The following is a 20,362-nucleotide window of genomic DNA, read 5'->3' as shown; positions in this document are numbered from 1 at the left end:
CAACCGGTACTTGTTCTTCGATAGTGTTCACGTGTCCGCCTAATTGTTCGCGGACACGATACTCCCAAGCCGGATCACACTATTCAAGACGGGTTCGCCAGCCGCTTACGCTTCACGCCCTGAGTCAGTCCGTCAACACTGTTCGGATGGATACGTCGGTCCTACTCCATGAATGTTGTCCCCCCATCTGTTCATATGGGGGGACAACATTCATGGCAAAAGCGAGACTTGGTCCCGTTACTTCCGGATCGTCGAGAATTACCGCCGCGTGCTAAGCGACTCGGAGACGCTAGTAGAGCTCATGGAGCTACCTGCGCTAGGCATACGCGGCAATAGCCACATGCTGATCATGGACCGCGATAACCAAGTCATAGCGAAGCTAGTGCAGGATTGGCTGACGCGAATTTCGAATTGAATTGACAGTTTGCATTAACGGCCTTTTGTTTAAGGCGTTGGCTCCTGAAATCCCCTATCGAGGATGTACAGACATTCAATTAACGCGTCTGAGCGTCCAAGAAGGGTCCGATCTTGGAAGTTCGCCGTGGGACCGCGTCCGGCCATACGGACGTTCGACAAGACACCCCACAAACTCTGTTCAAACTCGCTGGGAGCGCAGGTCGAGTTGTCCCGATTTTTCCTTCACGAGTTCGATAAATGCACGCAATTTGGCCGGAGCATGTCTGCGGCCGGGATAGTACAGCGATATTCCCGGGTAGGATGGGCTCCAGTCGTCGAGCACCTGGACCAGACGCCCGGACGCAAGATCATTGGCCACGAGATCCTCGACGATCCAGACAAGACCGATTCCGTCCAGCGCAGCCCTGCGCATGAGATCCGCCTCGTCGAGTGTCAGCGAACCAGGCACATCGAGCTCCATTGCCTGTCCGTGACTTGCGAACTCCCAGTGGTAAATTGCGCCCGAAGGCTTCCGGGCTCTCACACAGTTGTGCTTCATTAGGTCGGCAGGCACCTTCGGACGTTCCCGCCCGTCGAAATACGCTGGGGATCCGACGATGACCGAACGCAAGGTCGGCGCGATCGGCACGGCAACCATGTCTGGGGGAAGCGCTTCGGCATTGCGGATGCCGGCGTCGAATCCCTCCGCCACGAGGTCGATCAGCCGCCCTTCCGTGACCAGTTCGACTTTCATGTCTGGATAGCGGCGCAGGTATTCGAAGACCAGCGGTTCCAGGATCATGCGCGCCCAGTTCAACGCCGCGTTGAGCCGGAGAACGCCCGACGGACGCTCGCGATGCTGGTCCACGTCCTCCATGGCCGAGCGGATCGTCGCGAGTGCCGGACCGATCTGGCCAAGGAACTGCTCGCCCGCCGCGGAGAGCGACACGCTGCGGGTCGTCCGGTCGAATAATCGCACGCCCAGACGCGCCTCCAGCGCCGCTACCGTCTGGCTGATGGCGGATGAAGACATGCCCAGCTCGCGCGCGGCGGCACGAAAGCCACCGCAGCGGCCTACGGCAAGCACCGCCTCCAGCTCGATCAAACCACTTCGGCTCATTGATTCACATCCACGGACAGGGTGATTAGCTTTGTCCGTCTATTTTAATCAATCGATTGCCCCTACAGTGGGACGGTCCACCAATACTAGGAGCGGAAATGCATCAGATCGATCGAATCTATATCAACGGCGCCTTCGCGACGCCGCACGGATCGGAGTGGGCGGACCTGCACAATCCATCTACGGAAGCGGTAATCGGCCGCGTTCGGCTCGGCGATGCCGAAGACGCTCGTGCAGCAATCTCCGCTGCAAAGCGCGCTTTCCCCGTGTGGTCGCGTACCAGCAAGGCGGATCGAATCGATCTGCTGCACCGCCTGCATAAGGCGGTTGCAGCAAGCGCTTCTGCGCAATTTGCGGCCCTGCAGGAAGAATACGGTGCACCGTTCGCTTTCGGCGATTGGCTGGCAAAGACAGCCGGGAACGCATTCCTTGAAGCCGCCAATACGCTGGAGAATTACGAATTCGAACGAAGCATCGGAAAGACGCAGGTCGTGATGCAGCCATTGGGTGTTGTCGCTGCCATCACCCCATGGAACGCCAATGCGTTTTTCCTATGCGGCAAGATGGCGACAGCGATCGCTGCTGGCTGCACGGTGGTGTTGAAACCTAGTGAGATGAGTGCACTTCAAACCCAGGTGCTAGTCGAGGCGTTGCATGAAGCCGGTGCCCCTCCCGGTCTTTTCAACATCGTAAATGGCCGGGGCGATGTGGTGGGCGCCGAGTTCAGCGTGCATCCAGACGTTGCCAAGCTCACTTTTACGGGATCGACTGCTGTCGGGCGTTCGATCATGTCGGCCGCTGCCCAAACCATGAAGCGCGTCACGCTCGAACTCGGCGGTAAGGGACCGCAGATCATTCTTGACGACGCCGACCTGGACGCTGCCATTCCCACCGCAGTTGCTTCCGGGTTGATGAATAGTGGGCAAGCCTGCATTGCCGGGACTCGTATATTGGTTCCTGAGAGCCGGAAGGCCGAAATTCTTTCACGGCTCAAGTCCGAAATCGCCAAAGTGAGAGTGGGCAATCCGAAAGATTCGTCGGTGACTGTGGGCCCAATGGTGAGCAAGAAACAGTGGGATCGGGTTCAGGGTTTTCTACGCAGCGGTCTTGACGAAGGCGCGGAATTACTGATCGGCGGCGAGGGTCGTCCCGATGGCATGGACGCGGGTTGGTTTGTCCGGCCATCAGTGTTTTCCAATGTGACCAATGAGATGCGTATCGCCCGGGAAGAGATTTTCGGTCCCGTGTTGAGCGTGATCTCTTACGAGTCGGAGGAGCAGGCCATTGAAATCGCAAACGATACGGCCTATGGACTGCAGGCATTTGTTCTTTCGAGTAACGTTGAACGCGCACGAGCCGTTGCAGCCCAGCTAGACTCAGGTCGAGTGCAGATTAATAACGCATACCCCGAAGCCAATGTTCCTTTTGGCGGGTTTAAACAGTCAGGCATCGGTCGCGAAAATGGCGTATTCGGCCTTGAGGCCCATCTGGAATCGAAAGCCATCGTCGCATGACCTGCCTGCCGAGCCGGCGCCCCCCCGCTACCGCCGCGCTACTCGCAGATAATCGGCCTGTTCGACGAGCGTGCGCGGATCGTCCCGAGCCGGCTCGGGACGTAATGCCGTCCAGTTCAATCAGCGATCCCCGCGGCACCGTAGAAGCTTTTCAGCTCCGCTACGAGAAAATCAATGAACGCCCTCATGCGCGGCGGAAGGTGCCGGCGTTCGGCATAGACGATGTACATGTCAGCGTCGTCACGCGCGTATTGCGGAAGGCACTCGATCAGACGGCCGGATGCGAGATCTGGGTGAATGTCCCATAGGGCCTTGATGCCAATGCCTTCGCCGGCGAGCGTCCATTGATAGACCACCTCACTGCTCGTTGTGAGAAGGCGACCACGCACCTGCACGTCCCGGACTTCGCCGTTCTCGCGGAACTTCCACCGGTCGAAGGTCTTGTGTCCGCGCATCAGCAGAATACACTCGTGCGCAAGCAAGTCGTCGGGCGTCGCACCTGCGGTCCCGCGCTCCAGTTGCTATGCTAGTCACCATCGACCAGCACGGGAGCGAGCTTGGCCAACCCGGATCTTCTCGATAGCGAGCAAAAGACCGCGCACATCGTCGCTGCGCAAGCGAGCCCGTGCGACGAGCTCATCATCCGCACGCAGCCCACCACGGTCGACCGCCCGTGCCGGCGCAAGCGTCTTGCGCTCGCCGCGACGATCCTCGGCTCGAGCATGGCGTTTATCGACGGCTCCGTCGTCAATGTCGCACTGCCCGCCATTCAGAGCGAGCTCCGCGCGAGCGTCGCGGCGATGCAGTGGATCGTCAACGCCTACCTGCTCTTTCTCGGGTCCCTCGTGCTGGTGGGCGGATCGATGGGCGACAAGCTCGGCCGCCGCACGGTGTTCATCGCGGGCATCGGGGTCTTCACGCTGGCGTCGGCCGCTTGCGGGCTCGCGCCGAACGCGGATTCTCTGATCGCCGCGCGCGCGGTGCAGGGCATTGGGGCTGCGCTCTTCGTCCCCACCAGTCTCGCGATCATCGGCGCCGTATTCGAAGGCGAAGCGCGCGGACGGGCAATCGGCACCTGGGCAGGCGTCGGCGCGATCACGTCGGCGGTGGGGCCGGTGGCGGGCGGCTCGCTCGTCGACGCGTTGTCGTGGCGCGCGATCTTCTTCCTCAACGTCCCGCTTGCAGTGGTGACGATTGCGCTCGCGATTTCGTCGGTGCCGAACAGCCAGAAGCTCGATGCGCCTCAACAGTTGGACTGGCCCGGCGCGCTGAGTGCGGCAGCGGGGCTCGCCGCCCTCACCTTTGGCCTGACCCAGGCGTCGGCGCGTGGCTTCGCGCATCCGCTCGTACTGTGCGCGATCGGCGCCGGCGTGCTCGTGCTGGCCGCATTCGTGATGATCGAAGCGAACAGCCGTCACCCCATGATGCCGCTCGACGTGTTCCGCTCGCGCGATTTCACCGGCGTCAACCTCGTCACGCTGCTGCTCTACTTCGGTCTGGGTGGCGTACTGTTCTTCCTGCCGTTCGCGTTGATCCGCGCTCATGGCTACACCGCAACCCAAGCGGGAGCGGCGCTGCTGCCGATGCCGGTCATCATCGGCTTGTTGTCGCGCTTCACCGGCGGCCTGACGAGCCGCTTCGGTTCGCGGGTCCTGTTGAGCGCTGGCCCGGGCGTTGCCGGAATCGGGTTCGTGATGCTCGCGCTGCCCTTCGTGCGCGGCAGCTATTGGGCCGGATACCTCCCTGCGCTCGCCGTGCTCGGGCTCGGCTTGACCATCACGGTCGCGCCACTCACGACGACCGTAATGGTCTCTGTGCCGGGCGACCGCGCAGGCGTCGCATCCGGCATCAACAATGCGGTTGCACGCGTGGCGAGCCTGCTGGCGATTGCGGTGCTCGGCATCGTGTTCGTGTGGTCGCACCACGCGGCGCTGTCGGCCCGGCTCGACGAACTGCACGTTCCTCAGGGCGCACGCCAGACCGGGCAGTGGCTGGAGCCGGACGCGCAAAACGGGGCGGCAGCCGGCGATGCCCATACGCCGCCCCAGACACCCGTGGCGCTGGCGGAAGCCGACGCTATCGCTGACGCGCTGCGCGCCGTCGCGTTGGTGTCCGCCGCGTGCGCGTTCGCAGGAGCGGGTCTCGCCATGGCGACCATCCAGCCCCGCCGAGCGACGCGCCATTAAGTTCAAGCGTTTTTTGGTAGTGCGAAAATATAGGTGCTTTACGGTGTCCTTTGCCTATTTTACGGCGATTTTTGATGCCTCCCGCTATTGTCTTTAAGCGTCTTGCTGCGGCATTCCGCTCGCATGATTGAAATTGGCAGGCGTTCCATCCCTCTTTCCGCGGACTACGTATCGACGGGAATTTTCAAGCCGTAAATCATTTTAGAATTTATTGATGTCACATTGGCAAAACGAATGCGGGCGACCGCTGTCTTCCGACTCATGGCTGGAAGCCCACCATCAAGCAAAACTACCCGAGCGAAAGAACTTCGTAAAACTTATTGCCGAGCGCGCACCGCGTCGCGTCGTCGATCTCGGCTGTGGTCCTGGTCTTTGGCTTGAGCTTTGCGCGGACGTACTCAGAAAGGACTGTGAAATATTTGGTTTTGATAGCGATGAGCGCGCCCTGGAAACAGCCCGTGATCGCGCACGCGATTGGGCACAGTCGAACAGGTTCGAGACGCTTGACGTCGAGGCAAAATCGAATGAGATGCCGGAGGCAGATGTTTTCTTGGCATTCAATGTTTTCCCGTATGTTTCCGACCCCATAAGTCTTCTGGAAAACATCAGGTCGAAACTGCGCCCGGGCGGCTGCTTGATCGTACGGCAGTACGACGGTGCCCTGTTACGCATGGGACCGATGAGCGACCAAGACCGCAAACTCATTGACAAGAGCCTAATGGATTCTGTTATAGGCAGCGGTCAATTCAAGCACTACGACTTGGATCGGGTCTTTCATACGATCGCTTCCTCATCCTATCCTTCAAAATCGATCGACTTCGAGGTGTATCAGCGCGTTGCACCGTATCCGCCGGAGTTTCGGAACTATTTCTTCAATACGATGCAATGGACTCGCAAGTACCTTAGCGACGAAGCGAAAGACAGACTGGACCGATGGCTAGAGGTCCGGGCGAAAGACGCACCAACGAGTCCCCCCTCTTATTTCATGGAAGTCGATCTGGTTGCTTGGCTATCGTGATTTGCCGTTGAGCATGCACAGCGCTGGCAGTAAGGGGTGCTGGCCGAAGGATCGGCGGCGTGACGATTATATGTAGCCGGTCAATGCAACGGCCGGTGAATGCACGTCGCACTGCGAAATGGCGAACGACGGATGCGCGCGTATTCGCCGGTAACAGATGGAGGTCGGAGATGATGTATCTGTACTCGAATGGGGCCGTGCTCGAGGCGCTGCGACGCGCACAGTTTCGACAGGTGCCGTGGCCGAAGCGCCCGCGCGTGTTCGAGTTTTTGCATCAGCAAGGCTTGATCGCGACGATGCGCCAACCGTCGTCGCCGGTGCCCGGCCCTCATGAACCCGTGGATATCGCCGTGCTGACGGCACGCGGTAAGGAGGAGATCCGTCGGCTCGAACTGCGAGAGCGGTCATCGCACTGGATCGACGAAAAGGCGCTTGTCTACGTGCTCGCTGTGCGGGCTGAAGCGGCCGCGGGCCCAAACTGTCTTGATCGTTGACAGAGTCATGATCTATAAAAAGAAGAAAGCAGCGTGTCCGTGCCCAACGACACCGCTGCGTGCGTCGAAGTGGAGTCTGGCCGCCGCGCCACACTTGAAAAATAGACCTTCCCAATGGTCTTCAAGGCCGCGTTGGTGAGACCAGGCCGGTGCCTGGCGGTAAGACTGAGCGAGTGAGCCATGATTCAACGCAAGATCCCGGTCAGTGTGATCTCCGGCTTTCTGGGCGCCGGCAAGACCACGCTTGTCAACCACCTGATGCGGCAGCGCAAGATTGAGCGCATCGGCGTCGTCGTAAACGAGTTCGGCGAAGTTGGGATAGACGGTCAGCTGATCGTCGCCGACCAGGAAGTGCTGATCGAGATCAGCAACGGTTGCGTGTGCTGCACCGTGCGCGCGGATCTGGTGGTGAGCGTCAAGGAACTGCTCGCACGCACCCAGCAAGATGCCGACAAGCGGCTGGATCGTCTGATCATTGAAACGTCGGGACTCGCCGATCCCGCACCCGTGCTACAGACTTTTCTCGCCGATCCCGATTTACGGGAACAGGTCGAACTCGAATCCGTCATCACCGTGGTGGACGCCTATCATTTCAGGCAGCAACTCGGGGATGCCATCGTGCGGGATCAAGTTGCCTTCGCCGATGTCGTGGTGATGAACAAGGCCGATCTGGTCGCGGAAGAAGCGCTCGAACTGCTCAAGCAGGAGGTCCGTTTGCTGAACCGTACCGCCGAAGTCATCACAGCAACCCGTTCCCGGGTCCCCGCGGATTCTCTGTTAGGTGTGCGACGCTTCTCATTGCCGACGCTCCTCGAATTCGAGCCTGATCTGCTCAGCGACGCGCCTCACGATCACGAACACGACGCGTCGATCCAGACATGCGGCCTGATCGAAAGCGGCGCGCTCGACCCAGACCGGTTCAACCGGTGGATCAATCAACTCGTGCAACAGCGCGGCCAGCAACTGATGCGGATGAAAGGTGTGCTGCACTTCCGTTCGGAGCCGCGGCAATTCCATTTCCATAGCGTCCACATGTTGCTGGAGGCCAGCCCGGGACGGGCATGGCGCGCCGGGGAGGCGCGCGACAACAGGTTTGTATTCATCGGTCGAAGTCTTGACATGCGCCGCCTTCGCGAGGGGTTCGTCGACTGTCTGCAATAGGGCTTTGCGGTGTCGGTCGTCCTTTCCCGTACTGCGTTCCTCTTCGTGGCTGGGCAACTCCCTGACCCGCAAGCCCACGCCGCAACTCAACTGAGTTCATCTCGTTCCGGGAGAATCGAATGAAACTACAGCACACCCTTGGCGGACTGCAGAATCTGGGCCCGGTGAATGTCGAAACGCAGGTGTTCGTCGAACCATGGGAAAAGCGCATCTTCGGGATACATACGGCGATGATGGCGGAGAGCACGCATCTGAGCGGCGCGTTACCGCAGTATCCGGTGGCCGGATTGCCGACGACCTTCAGGAACACATGGACCTGGGCGTCATTGCGCACCGGTGCCGAGGGCATGCAGCCGTTCGAGTACTTCAAGTATCGCTACTACGAGAAGTGGCTAATGGGGATCTCGCAGTTCTTCATCGATGAAGGCTATCTGTCGGCTGATGAACTCAACCAGAAGATCGACTACTACCGTGCGAATCCCGGCGCGCCGCTACCCAACCAGCCCAACCCGGCCATCGCCACGCAGATCCACGAGTACCTCACCAAGGGCGATTCGCCCCTGCGTGGACTGACCCAGGCACCGCGCTTTGCACAAGGCGACGAAGTTCGCGTGGCTGACCCCGATGCAGTCGATCACACGCGCCTGCCGGGCTATTTGCGCAACAAGCCTGGTAAGGTCGATCTCGTGTATCCCGGTGCGTTTTCGTATTTTGTCTCCACCGGGCCGGATGGGATTGGCGATCCGATGCCTGTGTATCGCGTGTCCGTCGACGCCGCCGAGATCTGGGGCAAGGAAAAGAGCGAACCCAACACGACCATTTACGCGGACCTGTTCGAAGCCTATCTGCAGCCGTCCAACTGACGACACACCGGACCTACCACCATGAGCGAACTATTCAAATACGACGACGACCGCGAAGCGGAAAGCGCGGCCAAAGTGCGGGCGCTGGAAGCGCTGCTGATCGAGAAAGGCGTTATTGGCAGCGAGTCGGTCGATACCGTGCTGAGTCACTTCGAGCGGGTAGCGGGACCGTTCAACGGCGCGCGGATTGTCGCGCACGCCTGGGTCGATCCGGCGTTCAAGCAACGGCTGCTCGCCGACACGCCCAAGGCAATTGCCGAACTGAACCTGCCACCAGGCATGAGCGGTGCCGAAGGCGAGCACATGGCGGCAGTGGCCAATGGCGACGGCGTGCATAACCTGATCATCTGCACGCTATGCTCGTGCTATCCGTGGCCGGTGTTGGGACTTCCCCCATACTGGTACAAGGATCCGGTCTTCCGTGCGCGGGGCGTGCGGGAACCCCGCGCGGTGCTCCGCGAATTTGGCGTGGCTATCGCGGACGATACCGAAGTCAAGGTATGGGACAGCAGCGCACAGATCCGCTGGTTCGTGGTGCCCGAGCGTCCCGCCGGTACCGACAATCTGACCGAAGAGGAACTTGTCGCGCTCGTTACGCCGGAAGCAATGATGGGTGTTGCACTGGTGGCTTCGCCCACCCCCTCCTCGACCACGTCATAAGCCGCCATGTTCACACGCTTCGAGGAGTATGCAGCCTCCAGCATGCTCGGACACCCGGATTCGCCGCCACGGCTGCAGGGCAAACTGCTGTTCGGCAAAGCGTGGGAGCGTGAAGTGTTTGGTCTTGCACTGTCGCTCTCGAAGGCCGGGTGCTTCGAATGGGAAGAATTCCGGCAGAACCTGATCGAGTCGATCGCCGAGTGGGAAAACGCTCCATGCGACGGGCAACCTCACTGGGATTACTACGAGCATTTCTTCGACGCGCTGATGAAGACAATCAAGGTCAGCGGTGTGCTCTCGTCTGCTGAAATCGCCGCGCTCGAATCAGGAGGCCGCGGCATGCGGCATGGTTGATCAGTATTAACCGGGTACGCACCTCTTGCCTTTCGAATGAAAGCATCGTTGACAGCCAACCGTAGCCGCTAGTACTCTTGCTTTAGCATAAAAGTAGCGCATAGCATAGTGTTGCTAGAAGCGCGGAAGCCGGTGCAAGCCCGGCGCGGTCGTGCCACTGTAATCAGGCTCGTGACGAGCCGAAAGCCAGACCTGTGCTTCTTGTCATCCTTTGTTAATCAGTCATCGGGGCGCGCAACATCTGGAGGAGGTCAATCATGACTGACGCGGTATTCAATCCGGCCACCGAGCCGACCGCCATCCCCCTGCGCGAACTGATGCCGTGGATCATCTTCGGCGGCCTGATCATGCTGCTCGCCATCTATTTCGTTGGCGCAGAAGAGGGCGCGACGTCGCTGATTCCTGGCATGTACGTCCACGAATTCATCCACGACGGCCGCCATCTGCTTGGCTTCCCCTGCCACTGATGCGGAGTTGAACATGGTCGGTAAACTGCTGGTACGCGGCATGCTCGCAGGCATTGCCGCGGGACTTCTCACGTTCAGTTTCGCCAAGCTGGTGGGCGAACCCCAGGTGGATCAGGCCATTTCCTTCGAGGAAAAAGCCAACGTGGCCAACGGCGAAGCACCTGAACCGGAAATCGTCAGCCGGCATACGCAGGCAGGCCTAGGTCTGCTGACTGGCGTGGTGACGTTCGGTGCAGCTGTAGGGGGACTGTTTGCACTGACGTTCGCCTACTCATTTGGCCGCGTCAGCAACCTCGGGGCACGATCGTTGTCTGCTTGGATTGCTCTCGCGGCGTTCATCACGCTGGTGATCGTGCCAAACATCAAATACCCTGCAAATCCGCCTTCTGTGGGCGACCCGGAAACCATCGGGATGCGGACCGGGTTGTTCTTCCTCATGATCGTGATTTCGATCGCGACGATGGTGTTCTCGCTGAAGGTACGCAAATACGCCATTGCACGCTTTGGTCAATGGAATGCATCGATCATTGCCGGCATCGTTTTCGTCGTGATTGTCGGTGCCGTGCAGTGGGGTCTGCCGGTAATCAACGAAGTACCTGCTGCATTCCCGGCAGTTCTGCTGTGGAAATTCAGGGTCGCGGCGATCGGCATGCAGGTGATCATGTGGACCACGATCGGGCTGCTGTTCGGCGCGCTCGCCGAGCGCTGCCAACGCGCAGCTTCAGCAGGTCGGATCGCCGGCAAATCGGCTTACCTTTGACGCGGAGCAATCGCGTACGCGGTTGTTCACTTCCATCTTCGGATGCGCCATGGGCCAAGCGTAGCCACCATCATATTGGACCAAAGTCCCATTGTTCTTTTTGTGCCAGCGCCGATACTGTTCATTCGAAGCGGCGCGAGCAATCCTGACTTTGCGTACCGGTTGCGGAGGCGGTCGGGCCCGTCGTGTCGACTTTCCCGCAGTTTTTTTCACTGGGCGTCAGGGGCAAGCTGCCCTATTTCGTGCCAATGCATCCGGGAGTTCAATATGAGCCGCATTGTTGTTGCCCTGCTATTGGGTTCAGCCCTGGCGTTGCCGTCATGGGCTCAGGCACCCACGAAAACGAACCCCATGAAAATGAAATGTGAGGACTTCCTCGCCGTGGGCGAAGTCTACCGGCCCGCTGTCGTCTACTACCTGGTAGGCGTAGACAAGCTCGGTGTCACGGAAACCGACACCATGGTGGAAGACACGGCAACGCCAGTTGCCGCCATTGTCGCCGAATGCCAAAAGGCACCGAAGGCATCGCTCCATACAAAAGTCCGGGCGATGTACAAGAGCGGTCAGATCAAGCTCTTCGAACATCACTAAAGGAGCGGTTCAGGTGCGCCTGCCTGCCGTATTGTCAGGTTGGAGCGAATTGCATGCAGACTGCGAACGTCCCCGACCTGGCTGCGGCGTTGGAGCGCCATGTGAATGTTCTTGCCGGAGACATTGGCGAGCGCAACGTGTTCCGGCCGGAAGCGCTGCGTGCAGCAATGGACTATATCGTGCAGCAATGGACGAGGTGTGGCTGTGCGGTGATGCGTCAGGACTATCAGGCGCGAGGCGTCCCCTGCGCCAACATCGAGGTAGCGCTCCCGGGTTGCGTTCAAGGTGACGAAATCATCGTACTGGGCGCCCACTACGACACAGTGCGCAACAGTCCCGGGGCCGATGACAACGCCAGCGGCGTTGCTGCGTTACTCGAGATTGCGCGCATGCTTCAGGCCCGTTCGCCCCGCTACACCGTGCGCTGTGTTGCGTTCGTGAACGAGGAATCTCCGTTTTTCTTCCGCGGCGATATGGGCAGCGTGAGATATGCGAGAGCCGCGCGTCTGCGCGAGGATCGTATTTGCCTGATGCTTTCGCTCGAGATGCTGGGCTACTACCAGGACGAACCGGGCACCCAGAAATATCCGCCTCTGCTGCGTTACTTCTATCCAGCGCACGGCAACTTTATAGGCTTCGTTTCCAATCTTCGCTCGGCGCGCCGACTGAGATGGGTCGTCGACGCATTTCAGGCCTCATCCAGTTTTCCGCTGGAAGCGGCGGCGCTGCCGTGGTGGGTGCCCGGGGTCGCATTGAGCGATCACTCTTCGTTCTGGCGCCAGGGCTATCCGGCTGTCATGGTCACGGACACGGCTTACCTGCGCAATCCGCACTACCATACCGCGCACGATATCCCCGCGACGCTGGACTATGGCCGCATGGCCGAAGTGACGCGGGGATTGGCCGCGAGCGTCGCATCGCTGGGGTCGACGCTCGACAGACCGCGACTACGGACACGCGATCGCCGCCGCGATATATAGCAGGATCGCTATCACGACCACTGCGATCTTATTGCCTCTTCATCACGAGATAGATTCCGGCCGCAGCGAGACACATCCCGGGTATTGCAAAAGGGGGAAGCGTCTCGCCCAGCAAAACAAACGCGATAATGGCTGTCATTGGTGGAACGAGGAAAAATAGCGCAGAAACTCGCGATGCCTTTTCCAATTCCTTTCTCCGGCTGAGCATTCGATAGTTTCGATTTGAACTTGGCCGCGTCACACAGGCGAGTACTTGAAGCTTACGAGTCGTCGATTGTCTCTTGCAAGCGATTTAACGGACATTATCACGAGCATCAGGGGCGTCTCATTTTGAATTCGATGTATTCTCTTGCCACACTGGAATAATTCTTACCTTGAAGACAGATTGGCTAGGACGACGGGGTTGCAAAAGCATATGCAATTCCATTTTTTGCCGTCGAGAAAGGACTCATCTCCAAGATCAATGAGTTTTGGCCGAAGCCCTATGACGCGCCTTTCGACCGTCCTCAATTCGTCGAGCGCCTTGAGTAAGTTGTTTGCTTATAGATCCCCCTACGCGAGGAGAAATCCATGCTGTCACGAAGCACGTTGTATTGCGCCACACGCAGACTGAGTGTCTTGGGTGCATTGACCAGTTCACTATCGCTTGTTGCCCCCGCCGTCGCCTTAGCGCAAACCGTTGCCTCTACGCAGGTCGGCTCGGTTGCCGCGACGCCCGACAACGCTGTGCTGCTCACGATCTTTCTGCGCCATGACCAATCGCGTCCACTCAGCGAACTCAACGCGCAGTTGTCGAAGCAGGGCTTTTACAAGGCCTTTCCGCCGCCAGGCATCGAAGTCGTGAGTTGGACTGTCGCGATGGGTATCGGTCAGGTCGTCGTGCTTCGTTTACCCGCATCGCGGGTTCGCGAAGTCAATCGCGTGCTCGAAGACACCGCGTGGGGAGTGTACAAGACCGAGTTCTATCCGACCTACGACTACAAGGACATCGGCCTCGCGGAACACGACAAGGCAAAATGAGAAGTCACGACCGGCCATCACCGGTCTGTCGTCGACACGTTCTCGCGAGAAATCGGTGCCGTGGCTGGACTGCACATGCGTCAACACTGTTCGGATGTATACGTCGAACCTACCCCATGGGTGGTTTATCTCGTATCACCAGTTCCATGAACCCCGAACTTGAGTCGTATTCCCGGGAGAAGCGGTGTTCGGGCAGAAGTGCCAACAATATCTCCGCTGTTGTACGGACCGTGCACCCGCGTGTCACATGGCCTCCGAACACCCGACCGCGCGGGTCGGCAACTGACATGTGCAGGTGCGCCCCATCAGACGATATGGACCCCGCGAGCGTCAGGATTTCGAGATCGTCGCGCAGTTCAGTCGGATCCTCGTTCCCGGCAAATCGCAATTGAGCAATGCTGAGGCTCCCGATACCCTGGATCACGAAGGCCGCCAGCCACTTGCGCTGACGCAACAAATCTTCGAGGGCGACGCGCAGATCGTCGCCGGAAGAGAGACGCAAAGGATGTGCTTGCATCGCGCGGTTCCAGGTTGGGGGCTCGGTGAAAGGTTAAGACGGTTTGAAGTCGACCGCAATTGAGCGTCAGCTTTCGCCCATGGCAAGTGCGTGTTGGCTTTAACGGCCGCGGTCCGAGCTCAAAGGTTGAATGGCGGTTTTCCACAGAATGATCTGCCCGCACCGGTTTGAGTGCCGCCAGTGCCGACAGAAAAAATCCAGCCAGAAGCCGCCCTTTGCGAGTGGCAGCTTTCAGGTTGCCGAACTATTGATGGACGCTGTCTTAATCCTATGATAAACACCGTGACGAGGTAATCCCGCGCTTCGCATATTCTTCAAAGGATAAAGTCATGCCCAAGATGATTTTTGTGAATTTGCCTGTCGCAAACCTCGCGACATCGAGGCGCTTCTACGAGGCGCTGGGTTTCACGAACAACGCACTATTCAGCGACGACACGTCTGCCTGCATGGTGTGGAGCGAGTCGATAAACGTCATGCTGATGACCCATGCCAAGTGGGGCACGTTCACGGCTCGTCCCATTCCGCCCAGCACCTCAAGCGAGGTGATGCTCGCTGTCTCCTGCGACGATCGCGAGGCGGTCGACGCGATGAATACAGCCGCAGCGGCTAACGGCGGGACAGCCGACATCAACCCGATGCAAGACCTTGGCTTCATGTACAACCGGAACCTGGCCGATCCTGACGGCCACATCTGGGAAGCGATCCGGATGAATCCGACGGCCATTGGTGCCGGCGAGCACAAAGCGACGGGAGAGTGACCGGCGCCTTGTCTTCGAAGGTGGGTGGCTCAGCGTCAATGAGCGATGGCGCGGATGTCTGTCGTGGATCGGCCATGAAGGACGCGAGTACTGCTTCAGATGCTGCCAATTTATGGCGGTACGGATAGCTTCGATCTGTGCCCAAGAAGAGTCAACCTTATGTCCCGAGCCGCGCGATTGCTTGAACTAATGCAATGTCTGCGCCGACGTCGGCATCCGGTCAATGGTGCCACTCTGGCTGGGGAGTTAGGTATTAGCCTACGTACGCTGTACCGCGACATAGCCAGCTTGCAGGCACAAGGCGCGCACATTGAAGGAGAGCCGGGCATGGGGTATGTGCTGCGGTCAGGATTCCTTTTGCCGCCCTTGATGTTCACCGTGACGGAATTGGAGGCATTGACGCTAGGAGCGCGTTGGGTCGCCGACCGCACTGACAACGAACTGGCACAGGACGCTCGCAACGCGCTGGCGAAAATCGGAGCGGTTCTGCCTGATGACTTGCAGCAGGAACTACACGAGACGTCTCTACTCGTCGGACCGCCTAGTGCCGTCCTGGACGGGCATACCTACCTCCCGGCTCTGCGCCGGGCGATACGGCTCGAGCGCAAGCTGGCAATCCGCTATCTCGATCTGCAGAAGCGAGATAGTGAGCGGCTCATCTGGCCAATTGCGCTCGGATTCTTCGACCACGTTCGAATGGTGGTGGCCTGGTGCGAGCTGCGCCAAGGGTTGCGCCACTTTCGTGTGGACAGGCTTATCGCGCTTGATGTGTTGGAAGCACGTTATCCCAAGCGGCGGCGGGCCTTGCTGAAGGAGTGGCAGGAAAAGGAAGGTATCACGGCGGGACAGTGATGCTCACTACTGCCAGAAACTGACAGTAAGAAGATTTAGCATGGCCTTGTCTTGAACACTGATGGCTCGATAGGCGGGTCATGCGGTTCAAGCGCTACCTGTCTAACAGCACCATGCCCAATATCAACTTCGTCATTCTTTACGTCGATAGCCCGACGCAAAGCGCGCAGTTCTATTCTCAGCTGCTCGGCCTCGACCCGGTCGAATCCTCTCCCACTTTCGTGCTGTTCAGGCTGGAGACCGGCATGATGTTTGGTCTCTGGTCGCGACACACCGTGGAACCTGCGGCAACAGCAGTAGGCGGCAGTGAACTTGCGTTTGCCGTTGCCAACGACGCTGCAGTGCAACGGCTGCATGGGGAGTGGTCGCAGCGCGGTATCACAGTCGTGCAGGGGCCGCTGCACATGGACTTCGGCTACACCTTCACCGCCATCGACCCCGATGGCCACCGTCTGCGTGTTTTTTGCCCGGCGGCAGTGTGAGTCCGCGTCCGGCCATTTACGGACGATCGCTTGCTGGAATCGAGCGGCCGCTCCTGCTACCAAAGCGGACGTGGGAAAGCCCGGACGTCCTGCTTGAAATTGGAGGTTGAGCGCGCCTCTTTTTCTTCGGTCTCAGCACCCAAGTTCAGCCGACGGGCAACGATTTGGCGGCCTGGTCGGCTGAAGTGGACTGATAGGAGGAATGACTACGGACCGAATAAGCGTACCGCCTGGACAAGAGCCCAGGCGGAGCCTGACATAGAACGCCATCAGGCCTTGATGAACGCCAGCAGGTCGACGTTGATCTGTTCTGCATGCGTAGTCGGCATCCCGTGCGGCAATCCCGGATAGGATTTAAGTGTCCCGTGCTTCAAAAGCTTGACGGACTTTGCACCGGTAGTCGGGAAAGGGCAGATCTGGTCGTCCTCGCCGTGCATCACAAGTACTGGAACATCGATTATCGCTAGATCGTCGTAGAACTCAGTTTCCGAAAGGACTTTGACGCAATCGAATTGGGCCTTGATGCCGCCCATCATGCCCTGCCGCCACCAGTTTTCGCGAATACCTTCTAAGACCGTCGCGCCGGGACGGTTGAAACCGTAGAACGGAATCGTGATGTCCTTGTAAAACTGGGAACGATGGTTCGCCGTGCCGTTACGGATATCGTCGACAACCTCCTTTGGAACGCCTTCGGGGTTCTTTTCGGATTTCATAAAGAGTGGCGGAATCGCGCTGATGAGTACTGCCTTTGCGACGCGTCCGTTGCCGGTGCCGTGCCGAGCAACATAGCGCGTCACCTCGCCACCGCCTGTGGAATGACCGATGTGCACTGCGTTCTTGAGGTCAAGTACTTTGACGAGTTCGGCAACATCGGCGGCATAGGTGTCCATGTCGTTACCGCTCACAGTCTGGGTCGAGCGCCCGTGGCCACGGCGATCATGAGCGATCACCCGGTATCCGTGCCCCATGAAAAACATCAGCTGGGCATCCCAATCGTCGGCAGAGAGAGGCCAACCATGATGAAAGACCAATGGCTGACCTGTGCCCCAGTCCTTGTAGAAAATCTGAGTTCCGTCCGCGGTGGTGATGTATGAACTTCCGGTATTCGCTTTCATCTCGTATCCTTATGGGGGCGGTTTTGATGAAGGGATGAACGTTCCACGAGCGCAGCCGCTATTTAAGAAAAGCCGGTAATTCAGCCTTGAGCTGAAAGTCCGAAACGCACTGAGTTGACTATTTAGAACTTGGGCGGCGGAAATATTGCACATCGATCTCTTAGCCGCACTTTGCCCCGGCTTCTGTCGAAATCTGGCCTGCCGTTGTCAGCGTATTCGGGGCAGCCCAACTCCACAACGGACGAATCTGACAAAAAACATGGCAAAAACGGCACTTGCTTCGGCGCCACGAATCGAGTTTGGACTAGCTTGCGATGGGGGAACGTCGAAAGCGGGCATCTATGGCCTGACTGACCTGTTCAGCTATGCTGGCGAATTTGCGGCGAAACGGCATAGCGACCCCGCGCGACCGGCTGTGCGCATTACGCATTGGCGAGCAGACGATTGCACTGCTGATGTTCGTTGTGCGTATGACAGCAGTCCCGGTTCGCCGCACACGCTGTCGTTGCTGGTGATCCCTGGGAACGTGGAAGCCCCGGTGAGGACCGAAAAAGAGAATCCTCTTCTGCACTGGCTTCGTCAAAGGCACGCCGAAGGAGTCGTCCTTGCTGCGGTATGCGGTGGCGTCTTTGTCCTGGCAAGAACCGGTCTTCTAGACGGCCGGCAGGCGACAACACACTGGTCATTCAGTGACCGATTCGCCGAGCAATTTCCTGATGTGCTTACAGAAACTGATCATATGGTAATCGACTACGGAGACGTCGTCACGGCAGGGGGAGTGCTCGCTTGGGCGGACCTTGGGCTAAGGCTTACCGAGAGGTTTCTAGGCTCCGCTGTTATGCTGGAAACAGCACGCTACATGCTCGTCGACCCTCCCGGACGTGAGCAACGCTTTTACAGCGAATTCGATCCGCGAACGAAACATGGGGATAAAGCGATATTAAGAGCACAGCATTGGCTTTTCACTCAACGCGAGCGTCCGGTCAATGTAGTGGACATTGCTCGTCATGCGAATCTTGAACCAAGGACGTTTCTGCGACGCTTTGTTGCAGCCACAGGGATGAAGCCAAGCGAGTACCAGCAGAGACTTCGAGTCACTCGAGCACGCGAGATGCTCGAGTTTTCGCAGGCCAGCATTGAAGAGATTTCGTGGAGTCTTGGCTATGGCGACGTAGAAGGATTTCGGCGCGTTTTCCGCAAAGTCATGGGCCTAACGCCTTCTGACTATCGGAGGCGCTTCTGCCAGCCGACCCCGCAACGAGCCTGATCGGTGTTTCACGTGGGTCGCGTGCCGCCGATGGCCGTGAGGCATGAAGCGACGGTGGCGAACGCCTGCTTTGGGGACGGTGTACGGCACTTCAATACCGCTTGACAGCGGCCCTGTGGCTTGTCGCTTTCCCCCTGAACGTCCGACAAGTTATCAACCATCCGTCAGTTCCTTGAGCACCGCGTAAAACGTCTGAAAGCGCTGTGCGCCGATCTGCCGCTCCCATTCGCGTTCGATCTGGTGCACCGTGGCGCGCTGTATTTCGGCCACTTTCCAGCCCCTCTCGGTTAGAGAAACAAGGCGCGCAGGCGATCCCCCCATTGCGCCCCTCTGCACATAACCCAGCTCTTCAAGTTGCAGCAGCAGGTAGTTCATCGCCTGCTTGGACATGCCAGCGCGCTGTGCCAAGTCAATCGGGCGCTCGTTCTCGGGAGGAGGAAAACGCAACACTTTGAAGTGGGCAATCTGGATGTCGGCAAAGCCGGCCGAGGCCAATGCCTGCCCTAAGCGCTGTTCCACTTGGGCGAGGCAATAGCGCAGCCGGGCCCCAATGAGCGGATCATCGGGGTTCGGATCGTCGGAAAATCTCCGGGGAGAAGGGGATTGACGGCTGGTTCGCATATGGTAAAGTGACTTTACCATAACTCGATGGAGTTTCGCGATGAATTCGACACGTAAAGAACTGATCACCATTGGCTCACTGTCGATGCGGTTCTTGGTCGATGGTCGGGACACTGCGGGCCATATGGCGATGGCGGAAATGGTCGTCCAGCCGCTCGCCAAAGTCCCGCCTCCTCATCGCCACGTCGACGTTGACGAGACAATCCAAGTCCTGGAGGGATCGCTGACCTACCGGGTCGACGACTGCGTACGCGTCCTGAACGCGGGCGACTATTGCTTCTCACCGCGCGGCAGCGTTCATCACTTCTCCAATCCGGGCGATGTTCCCGCTCGCGCGCTGGTGGTGTTTTCGCCCGCCAACATCGGGCCTGACTATTTTCGCGAGGTGGCCGGTGTGTTGGGCGCTGGCGGCCCACCGAATATGGACATGATGAAGTCCGTGATGGAACGCCACGGGCTCGAACTGGCATCTTGAGGATTGCGAGGGCCGATCTCGAGCCACCCGGAGGCACCCTGTATGGCTCCGGCAACGCAGTCTGGGTGAACAGCCGAATGACGGTTTTCAGGCAAGGCGGTTGCCGATGGCGAAGGTCCGCTCTGGGTCGGACTGAGCCGGTCGCGATTCGTCCCAGTTTGGCTCCGCCGGCCGGCGACAGCACTATTTCGTACGCCTAAAACCGTTGCCTAGTACGTGTAGTCATTCGCATATTAATTCCGCATTGTCAGCTGTTTCGGTTATCCAGGCAGGGAACGAGGCGGTCGCAGGTTGTCAGGCGGCGTCTGAGGGGCGATCGGTGTTCTCGCAATCGGGCTTTTCGCCATCGGATTCTCGCTAGGCCCATTCGCGCGGCGCATCGCTTCGCGCTCAAGCAGGTGCGCTACAAGACGGCGTTGCCGCTCCCCGTCGCAGGCCTCACGCTATCTGCGCAAGACGCTCGAGCGGATGTTTGAGACGCCCGGAATCTTCGTGAGCCACTGCACAATGAAGCGCTCCAGGCTCTGCATGTCGGGGACGCGAGGGCTTGCAACATCAGGACGGCACGAGCCATCTGGCAGCATCGACGGTGCCGAACTGCCGCGCGTACGATCCCGCGTTCGCATACGAGGTCGCGATGATCGTCGACGAAGGCATGCGCGAGATGATCGAGCGTCAGCACGACGTGTTC

At 58.9% G+C, this 20,362-nt stretch carries 23 protein-coding genes and 5 pseudogenes; 21 read left to right on the top strand and 7 right to left on the bottom strand.

Annotation, left to right across the window (positions count from 1 at the left end):
* Positions 1–595 precede the first annotated feature (595 nt).
* Positions 596–1,516 (bottom strand): LysR family transcriptional regulator, encoded by a 921-nt coding sequence (locus tag HV670_RS26660; RefSeq protein ID WP_175107985.1) that lies wholly within the window; start codon positions 1,514–1,516, stop codon positions 596–598.
* Positions 1,517–1,614: 98 nt separating this feature from the next.
* Here HV670_RS26660 and HV670_RS26655 point away from each other — a divergent pair, with 98 nt between their 5' ends.
* On the top strand, positions 1,615–3,030 hold the full coding sequence (locus tag HV670_RS26655) for an aldehyde dehydrogenase family protein (RefSeq protein ID WP_175107984.1): 1,416 nt from the start codon (positions 1,615–1,617) through the stop codon (positions 3,028–3,030).
* Between the two features lie 116 nt (positions 3,031–3,146).
* On the opposite strand, the gene HV670_RS26650 is transcribed toward HV670_RS26655, so the two are convergent.
* Positions 3,147–3,548: a substrate binding domain-containing protein gene (locus HV670_RS26650; RefSeq protein ID WP_175107989.1), complete on the bottom strand. Its 402-nt coding sequence runs from the start codon at positions 3,546–3,548 to the stop codon at positions 3,147–3,149.
* A gap of 39 nt (positions 3,549–3,587) precedes the next feature.
* Between HV670_RS26650 and HV670_RS26645 the strand changes: the two genes are divergently transcribed.
* From HV670_RS26645 to HV670_RS26595, 11 genes are all read left to right on the top strand, one after another.
* On the top strand, positions 3,588–5,216 hold the full coding sequence (locus tag HV670_RS26645) for an MFS transporter (RefSeq protein ID WP_175107983.1): 1,629 nt from the start codon (positions 3,588–3,590) through the stop codon (positions 5,214–5,216).
* Between the two features lie 214 nt (positions 5,217–5,430).
* Positions 5,431–6,234: a class I SAM-dependent methyltransferase gene (locus tag HV670_RS26640; RefSeq protein WP_175107982.1), complete on the top strand. Its 804-nt coding sequence runs from the start codon at positions 5,431–5,433 to the stop codon at positions 6,232–6,234.
* 173 nt (positions 6,235–6,407) lie between these two features.
* Positions 6,408–6,728: a hypothetical protein gene (locus tag HV670_RS26635; RefSeq protein ID WP_175107988.1), complete on the top strand. Its 321-nt coding sequence runs from the start codon at positions 6,408–6,410 to the stop codon at positions 6,726–6,728.
* A 180-nt stretch (positions 6,729–6,908) separates the two neighbouring features.
* Entirely contained in the window at positions 6,909–7,889 is a 981-nt protein-coding gene (locus HV670_RS26630; protein WP_175107981.1) for a CobW family GTP-binding protein, read from the top strand.
* Positions 7,890–8,008: 119 nt separating this feature from the next.
* On the top strand, positions 8,009–8,752 hold the full coding sequence (gene nthB, locus HV670_RS26625) for a nitrile hydratase subunit beta (protein ID WP_175107980.1): 744 nt from the start codon (positions 8,009–8,011) through the stop codon (positions 8,750–8,752).
* Between the two features lie 21 nt (positions 8,753–8,773).
* On the top strand, positions 8,774–9,412 hold the full coding sequence (gene nthA / locus HV670_RS26620) for a nitrile hydratase subunit alpha (RefSeq protein ID WP_175107979.1): 639 nt from the start codon (positions 8,774–8,776) through the stop codon (positions 9,410–9,412).
* A gap of 6 nt (positions 9,413–9,418) precedes the next feature.
* Positions 9,419–9,766: a nitrile hydratase accessory protein gene (locus tag HV670_RS26615; protein ID WP_175107978.1), complete on the top strand. Its 348-nt coding sequence runs from the start codon at positions 9,419–9,421 to the stop codon at positions 9,764–9,766.
* A 257-nt stretch (positions 9,767–10,023) separates the two neighbouring features.
* Positions 10,024–10,233: a CbtB domain-containing protein gene (locus HV670_RS26610; protein WP_175107977.1), complete on the top strand. Its 210-nt coding sequence runs from the start codon at positions 10,024–10,026 to the stop codon at positions 10,231–10,233.
* 13 nt (positions 10,234–10,246) lie between these two features.
* On the top strand, positions 10,247–10,993 hold the full coding sequence (locus HV670_RS26605) for a CbtA family protein (protein WP_175107976.1): 747 nt from the start codon (positions 10,247–10,249) through the stop codon (positions 10,991–10,993).
* 267 nt (positions 10,994–11,260) lie between these two features.
* Positions 11,261–11,584 (top strand): HdeA/HdeB family chaperone, encoded by a 324-nt coding sequence (locus HV670_RS26600; RefSeq protein WP_175107975.1) that lies wholly within the window; start codon positions 11,261–11,263, stop codon positions 11,582–11,584.
* A gap of 53 nt (positions 11,585–11,637) precedes the next feature.
* Positions 11,638–12,564 carry a M28 family peptidase gene (locus tag HV670_RS26595; RefSeq protein WP_175107974.1) on the top strand — a complete coding sequence of 309 codons (927 nt, stop codon included), beginning with the start codon at positions 11,638–11,640 and terminating at the stop codon, positions 12,562–12,564.
* Positions 12,565–12,592: 28 nt separating this feature from the next.
* On the opposite strand, the pseudogene HV670_RS26590 reads toward HV670_RS26595, so the two are convergent.
* A pseudogene (locus HV670_RS26590) lies at positions 12,593–12,745 on the bottom strand (EamA family transporter); the annotation flags it as partial.
* Between the two features lie 389 nt (positions 12,746–13,134).
* Between HV670_RS26590 and HV670_RS26585 the strand changes: the two are divergent.
* Positions 13,135–13,584, top strand: coding sequence for a hypothetical protein (locus HV670_RS26585; RefSeq protein WP_175107972.1), 450 nt, complete (start codon positions 13,135–13,137; stop codon positions 13,582–13,584).
* Positions 13,585–13,693: 109 nt separating this feature from the next.
* Here the strand turns inward: HV670_RS26585 and HV670_RS26580 are convergent, their stop codons facing one another.
* The gene (locus tag HV670_RS26580) at positions 13,694–14,101 is read right to left on the bottom strand and encodes a PPC domain-containing DNA-binding protein (protein WP_175107971.1); all 408 of its coding nucleotides are present in this window, start codon (positions 14,099–14,101) and stop codon (positions 13,694–13,696) included.
* Positions 14,102–14,430: 329 nt separating this feature from the next.
* Here HV670_RS26580 and HV670_RS26575 point away from each other — a divergent pair, with 329 nt between their 5' ends.
* The 4 genes and pseudogenes from HV670_RS26575 (at position 14,431) to HV670_RS26565 (ending at position 16,193) form a co-directional block, all read left to right on the top strand.
* Complete coding sequence (locus HV670_RS26575; protein ID WP_175107970.1) at positions 14,431–14,859, top strand: VOC family protein; 429 nt, start codon at positions 14,431–14,433, stop codon at positions 14,857–14,859.
* Positions 14,860–14,958: 99 nt separating this feature from the next.
* Positions 14,959–15,183 (top strand): annotated as a pseudogene (locus tag HV670_RS32090) (helix-turn-helix transcriptional regulator); the annotation flags it as partial.
* Between the two features lie 3 nt (positions 15,184–15,186).
* Positions 15,187–15,711 carry a helix-turn-helix transcriptional regulator gene (locus HV670_RS26570; RefSeq protein WP_343054506.1) on the top strand — a complete coding sequence of 175 codons (525 nt, stop codon included), beginning with the start codon at positions 15,187–15,189 and terminating at the stop codon, positions 15,709–15,711.
* A gap of 80 nt (positions 15,712–15,791) precedes the next feature.
* On the top strand, positions 15,792–16,193 hold the full coding sequence (locus HV670_RS26565; RefSeq protein WP_425511473.1) for a VOC family protein: 402 nt from the start codon (positions 15,792–15,794) through the stop codon (positions 16,191–16,193).
* 269 nt (positions 16,194–16,462) lie between these two features.
* On the opposite strand, the gene HV670_RS26560 is transcribed toward HV670_RS26565, so the two are convergent.
* Positions 16,463–17,308, bottom strand: a complete 846-nt coding sequence (locus HV670_RS26560) for an alpha/beta fold hydrolase (RefSeq protein ID WP_175107969.1) — start codon at positions 17,306–17,308, stop codon at positions 16,463–16,465.
* Positions 17,309–17,567: 259 nt separating this feature from the next.
* Between HV670_RS26560 and HV670_RS26555 the strand changes: the two genes are divergently transcribed.
* Complete coding sequence (locus HV670_RS26555; RefSeq protein ID WP_175107968.1) at positions 17,568–18,575, top strand: GlxA family transcriptional regulator; 1,008 nt, start codon at positions 17,568–17,570, stop codon at positions 18,573–18,575.
* A gap of 153 nt (positions 18,576–18,728) precedes the next feature.
* Here HV670_RS26555 and HV670_RS26550 read toward each other — a convergent pair whose 3' ends face one another.
* On the bottom strand, positions 18,729–19,217 hold the full coding sequence (locus tag HV670_RS26550; RefSeq protein ID WP_175107967.1) for a MarR family winged helix-turn-helix transcriptional regulator: 489 nt from the start codon (positions 19,215–19,217) through the stop codon (positions 18,729–18,731).
* A gap of 19 nt (positions 19,218–19,236) precedes the next feature.
* Here HV670_RS26550 and HV670_RS26545 point away from each other — a divergent pair, with 19 nt between their 5' ends.
* The gene (locus HV670_RS26545) at positions 19,237–19,671 is read left to right on the top strand and encodes a cupin domain-containing protein (RefSeq protein WP_175107966.1); all 435 of its coding nucleotides are present in this window, start codon (positions 19,237–19,239) and stop codon (positions 19,669–19,671) included.
* Positions 19,672–20,054: 383 nt separating this feature from the next.
* Positions 20,055–20,147: pseudogene (locus tag HV670_RS32380) on the top strand (ArsR family transcriptional regulator); the annotation flags it as partial.
* Here the strand turns inward: HV670_RS32380 and HV670_RS26540 are convergent.
* Positions 20,130–20,210 (bottom strand): annotated as a pseudogene (locus HV670_RS26540) (Lrp/AsnC ligand binding domain-containing protein); the annotation flags it as partial. The pseudogenes HV670_RS32380 and HV670_RS26540 overlap by 18 nt on opposite strands.
* On the opposite strand from HV670_RS26540, the pseudogene HV670_RS26535 reads away from it, so the two are divergent.
* Positions 20,207–20,362, top strand: a pseudogene (locus HV670_RS26535) (hypothetical protein); the annotation flags it as partial. The pseudogenes HV670_RS26540 and HV670_RS26535 sit on opposite strands and share 4 nt — an antisense overlap.

It is taken from the genome of Pararobbsia alpina (assembly GCF_902859895.1).
GTDB lineage: Bacteria > Pseudomonadota > Gammaproteobacteria > Burkholderiales > Burkholderiaceae > Pararobbsia > Pararobbsia alpina.
The sequence above is the reverse complement of the archived record's forward strand: the minus strand, read 5'-3'. Positions and strand labels throughout refer to the sequence as shown.

Bases quoted from the DNA above. Each gene is read 5' to 3' on its own strand.
- HV670_RS26555 (WP_175107968.1), top strand. From the start codon at position 17,568: ATGGCAAAAACGGCACTTGCTTCGGCGCCACGAATCGAGTTTGGACTA.
- HV670_RS26560 (WP_175107969.1), bottom strand. From the start codon at position 17,308: ATGAAAGCGAATACCGGAAGTTCATACATCACCACCGCGGACGGAACT.
- nthB (WP_175107980.1), top strand. From the start codon at position 8,009: ATGAAACTACAGCACACCCTTGGCGGACTGCAGAATCTGGGCCCGGTG.
- HV670_RS26600 (WP_175107975.1), top strand. From the start codon at position 11,261: ATGAGCCGCATTGTTGTTGCCCTGCTATTGGGTTCAGCCCTGGCGTTG.
- HV670_RS26595 (WP_175107974.1), top strand. From the start codon at position 11,638: ATGCAGACTGCGAACGTCCCCGACCTGGCTGCGGCGTTGGAGCGCCAT.
- HV670_RS26580 (WP_175107971.1), bottom strand. From the start codon at position 14,101: ATGCAAGCACATCCTTTGCGTCTCTCTTCCGGCGACGATCTGCGCGTC.
- HV670_RS26605 (WP_175107976.1), top strand. From the start codon at position 10,247: ATGGTCGGTAAACTGCTGGTACGCGGCATGCTCGCAGGCATTGCCGCG.
- HV670_RS26630 (WP_175107981.1), top strand. From the start codon at position 6,909: ATGATTCAACGCAAGATCCCGGTCAGTGTGATCTCCGGCTTTCTGGGC.
- HV670_RS26660 (WP_175107985.1), bottom strand. From the start codon at position 1,516: ATGAGCCGAAGTGGTTTGATCGAGCTGGAGGCGGTGCTTGCCGTAGGC.
- HV670_RS26610 (WP_175107977.1), top strand. From the start codon at position 10,024: ATGACTGACGCGGTATTCAATCCGGCCACCGAGCCGACCGCCATCCCC.
- HV670_RS26545 (WP_175107966.1), top strand. From the start codon at position 19,237: ATGAATTCGACACGTAAAGAACTGATCACCATTGGCTCACTGTCGATG.
- HV670_RS26615 (WP_175107978.1), top strand. From the start codon at position 9,419: ATGTTCACACGCTTCGAGGAGTATGCAGCCTCCAGCATGCTCGGACAC.
- HV670_RS26575 (WP_175107970.1), top strand. From the start codon at position 14,431: ATGCCCAAGATGATTTTTGTGAATTTGCCTGTCGCAAACCTCGCGACA.
- HV670_RS26655 (WP_175107984.1), top strand. From the start codon at position 1,615: ATGCATCAGATCGATCGAATCTATATCAACGGCGCCTTCGCGACGCCG.
- HV670_RS26570 (WP_343054506.1), top strand. From the start codon at position 15,187: ATGGGGTATGTGCTGCGGTCAGGATTCCTTTTGCCGCCCTTGATGTTC.
- HV670_RS26550 (WP_175107967.1), bottom strand. From the start codon at position 19,217: ATGGTAAAGTCACTTTACCATATGCGAACCAGCCGTCAATCCCCTTCT.
- HV670_RS26635 (WP_175107988.1), top strand. From the start codon at position 6,408: ATGTATCTGTACTCGAATGGGGCCGTGCTCGAGGCGCTGCGACGCGCA.
- HV670_RS26565 (WP_425511473.1), top strand. From the start codon at position 15,792: ATGCGGTTCAAGCGCTACCTGTCTAACAGCACCATGCCCAATATCAAC.
- nthA (WP_175107979.1), top strand. From the start codon at position 8,774: ATGAGCGAACTATTCAAATACGACGACGACCGCGAAGCGGAAAGCGCG.
- HV670_RS26640 (WP_175107982.1), top strand. From the start codon at position 5,431: ATGTCACATTGGCAAAACGAATGCGGGCGACCGCTGTCTTCCGACTCA.
- HV670_RS26585 (WP_175107972.1), top strand. From the start codon at position 13,135: ATGCTGTCACGAAGCACGTTGTATTGCGCCACACGCAGACTGAGTGTC.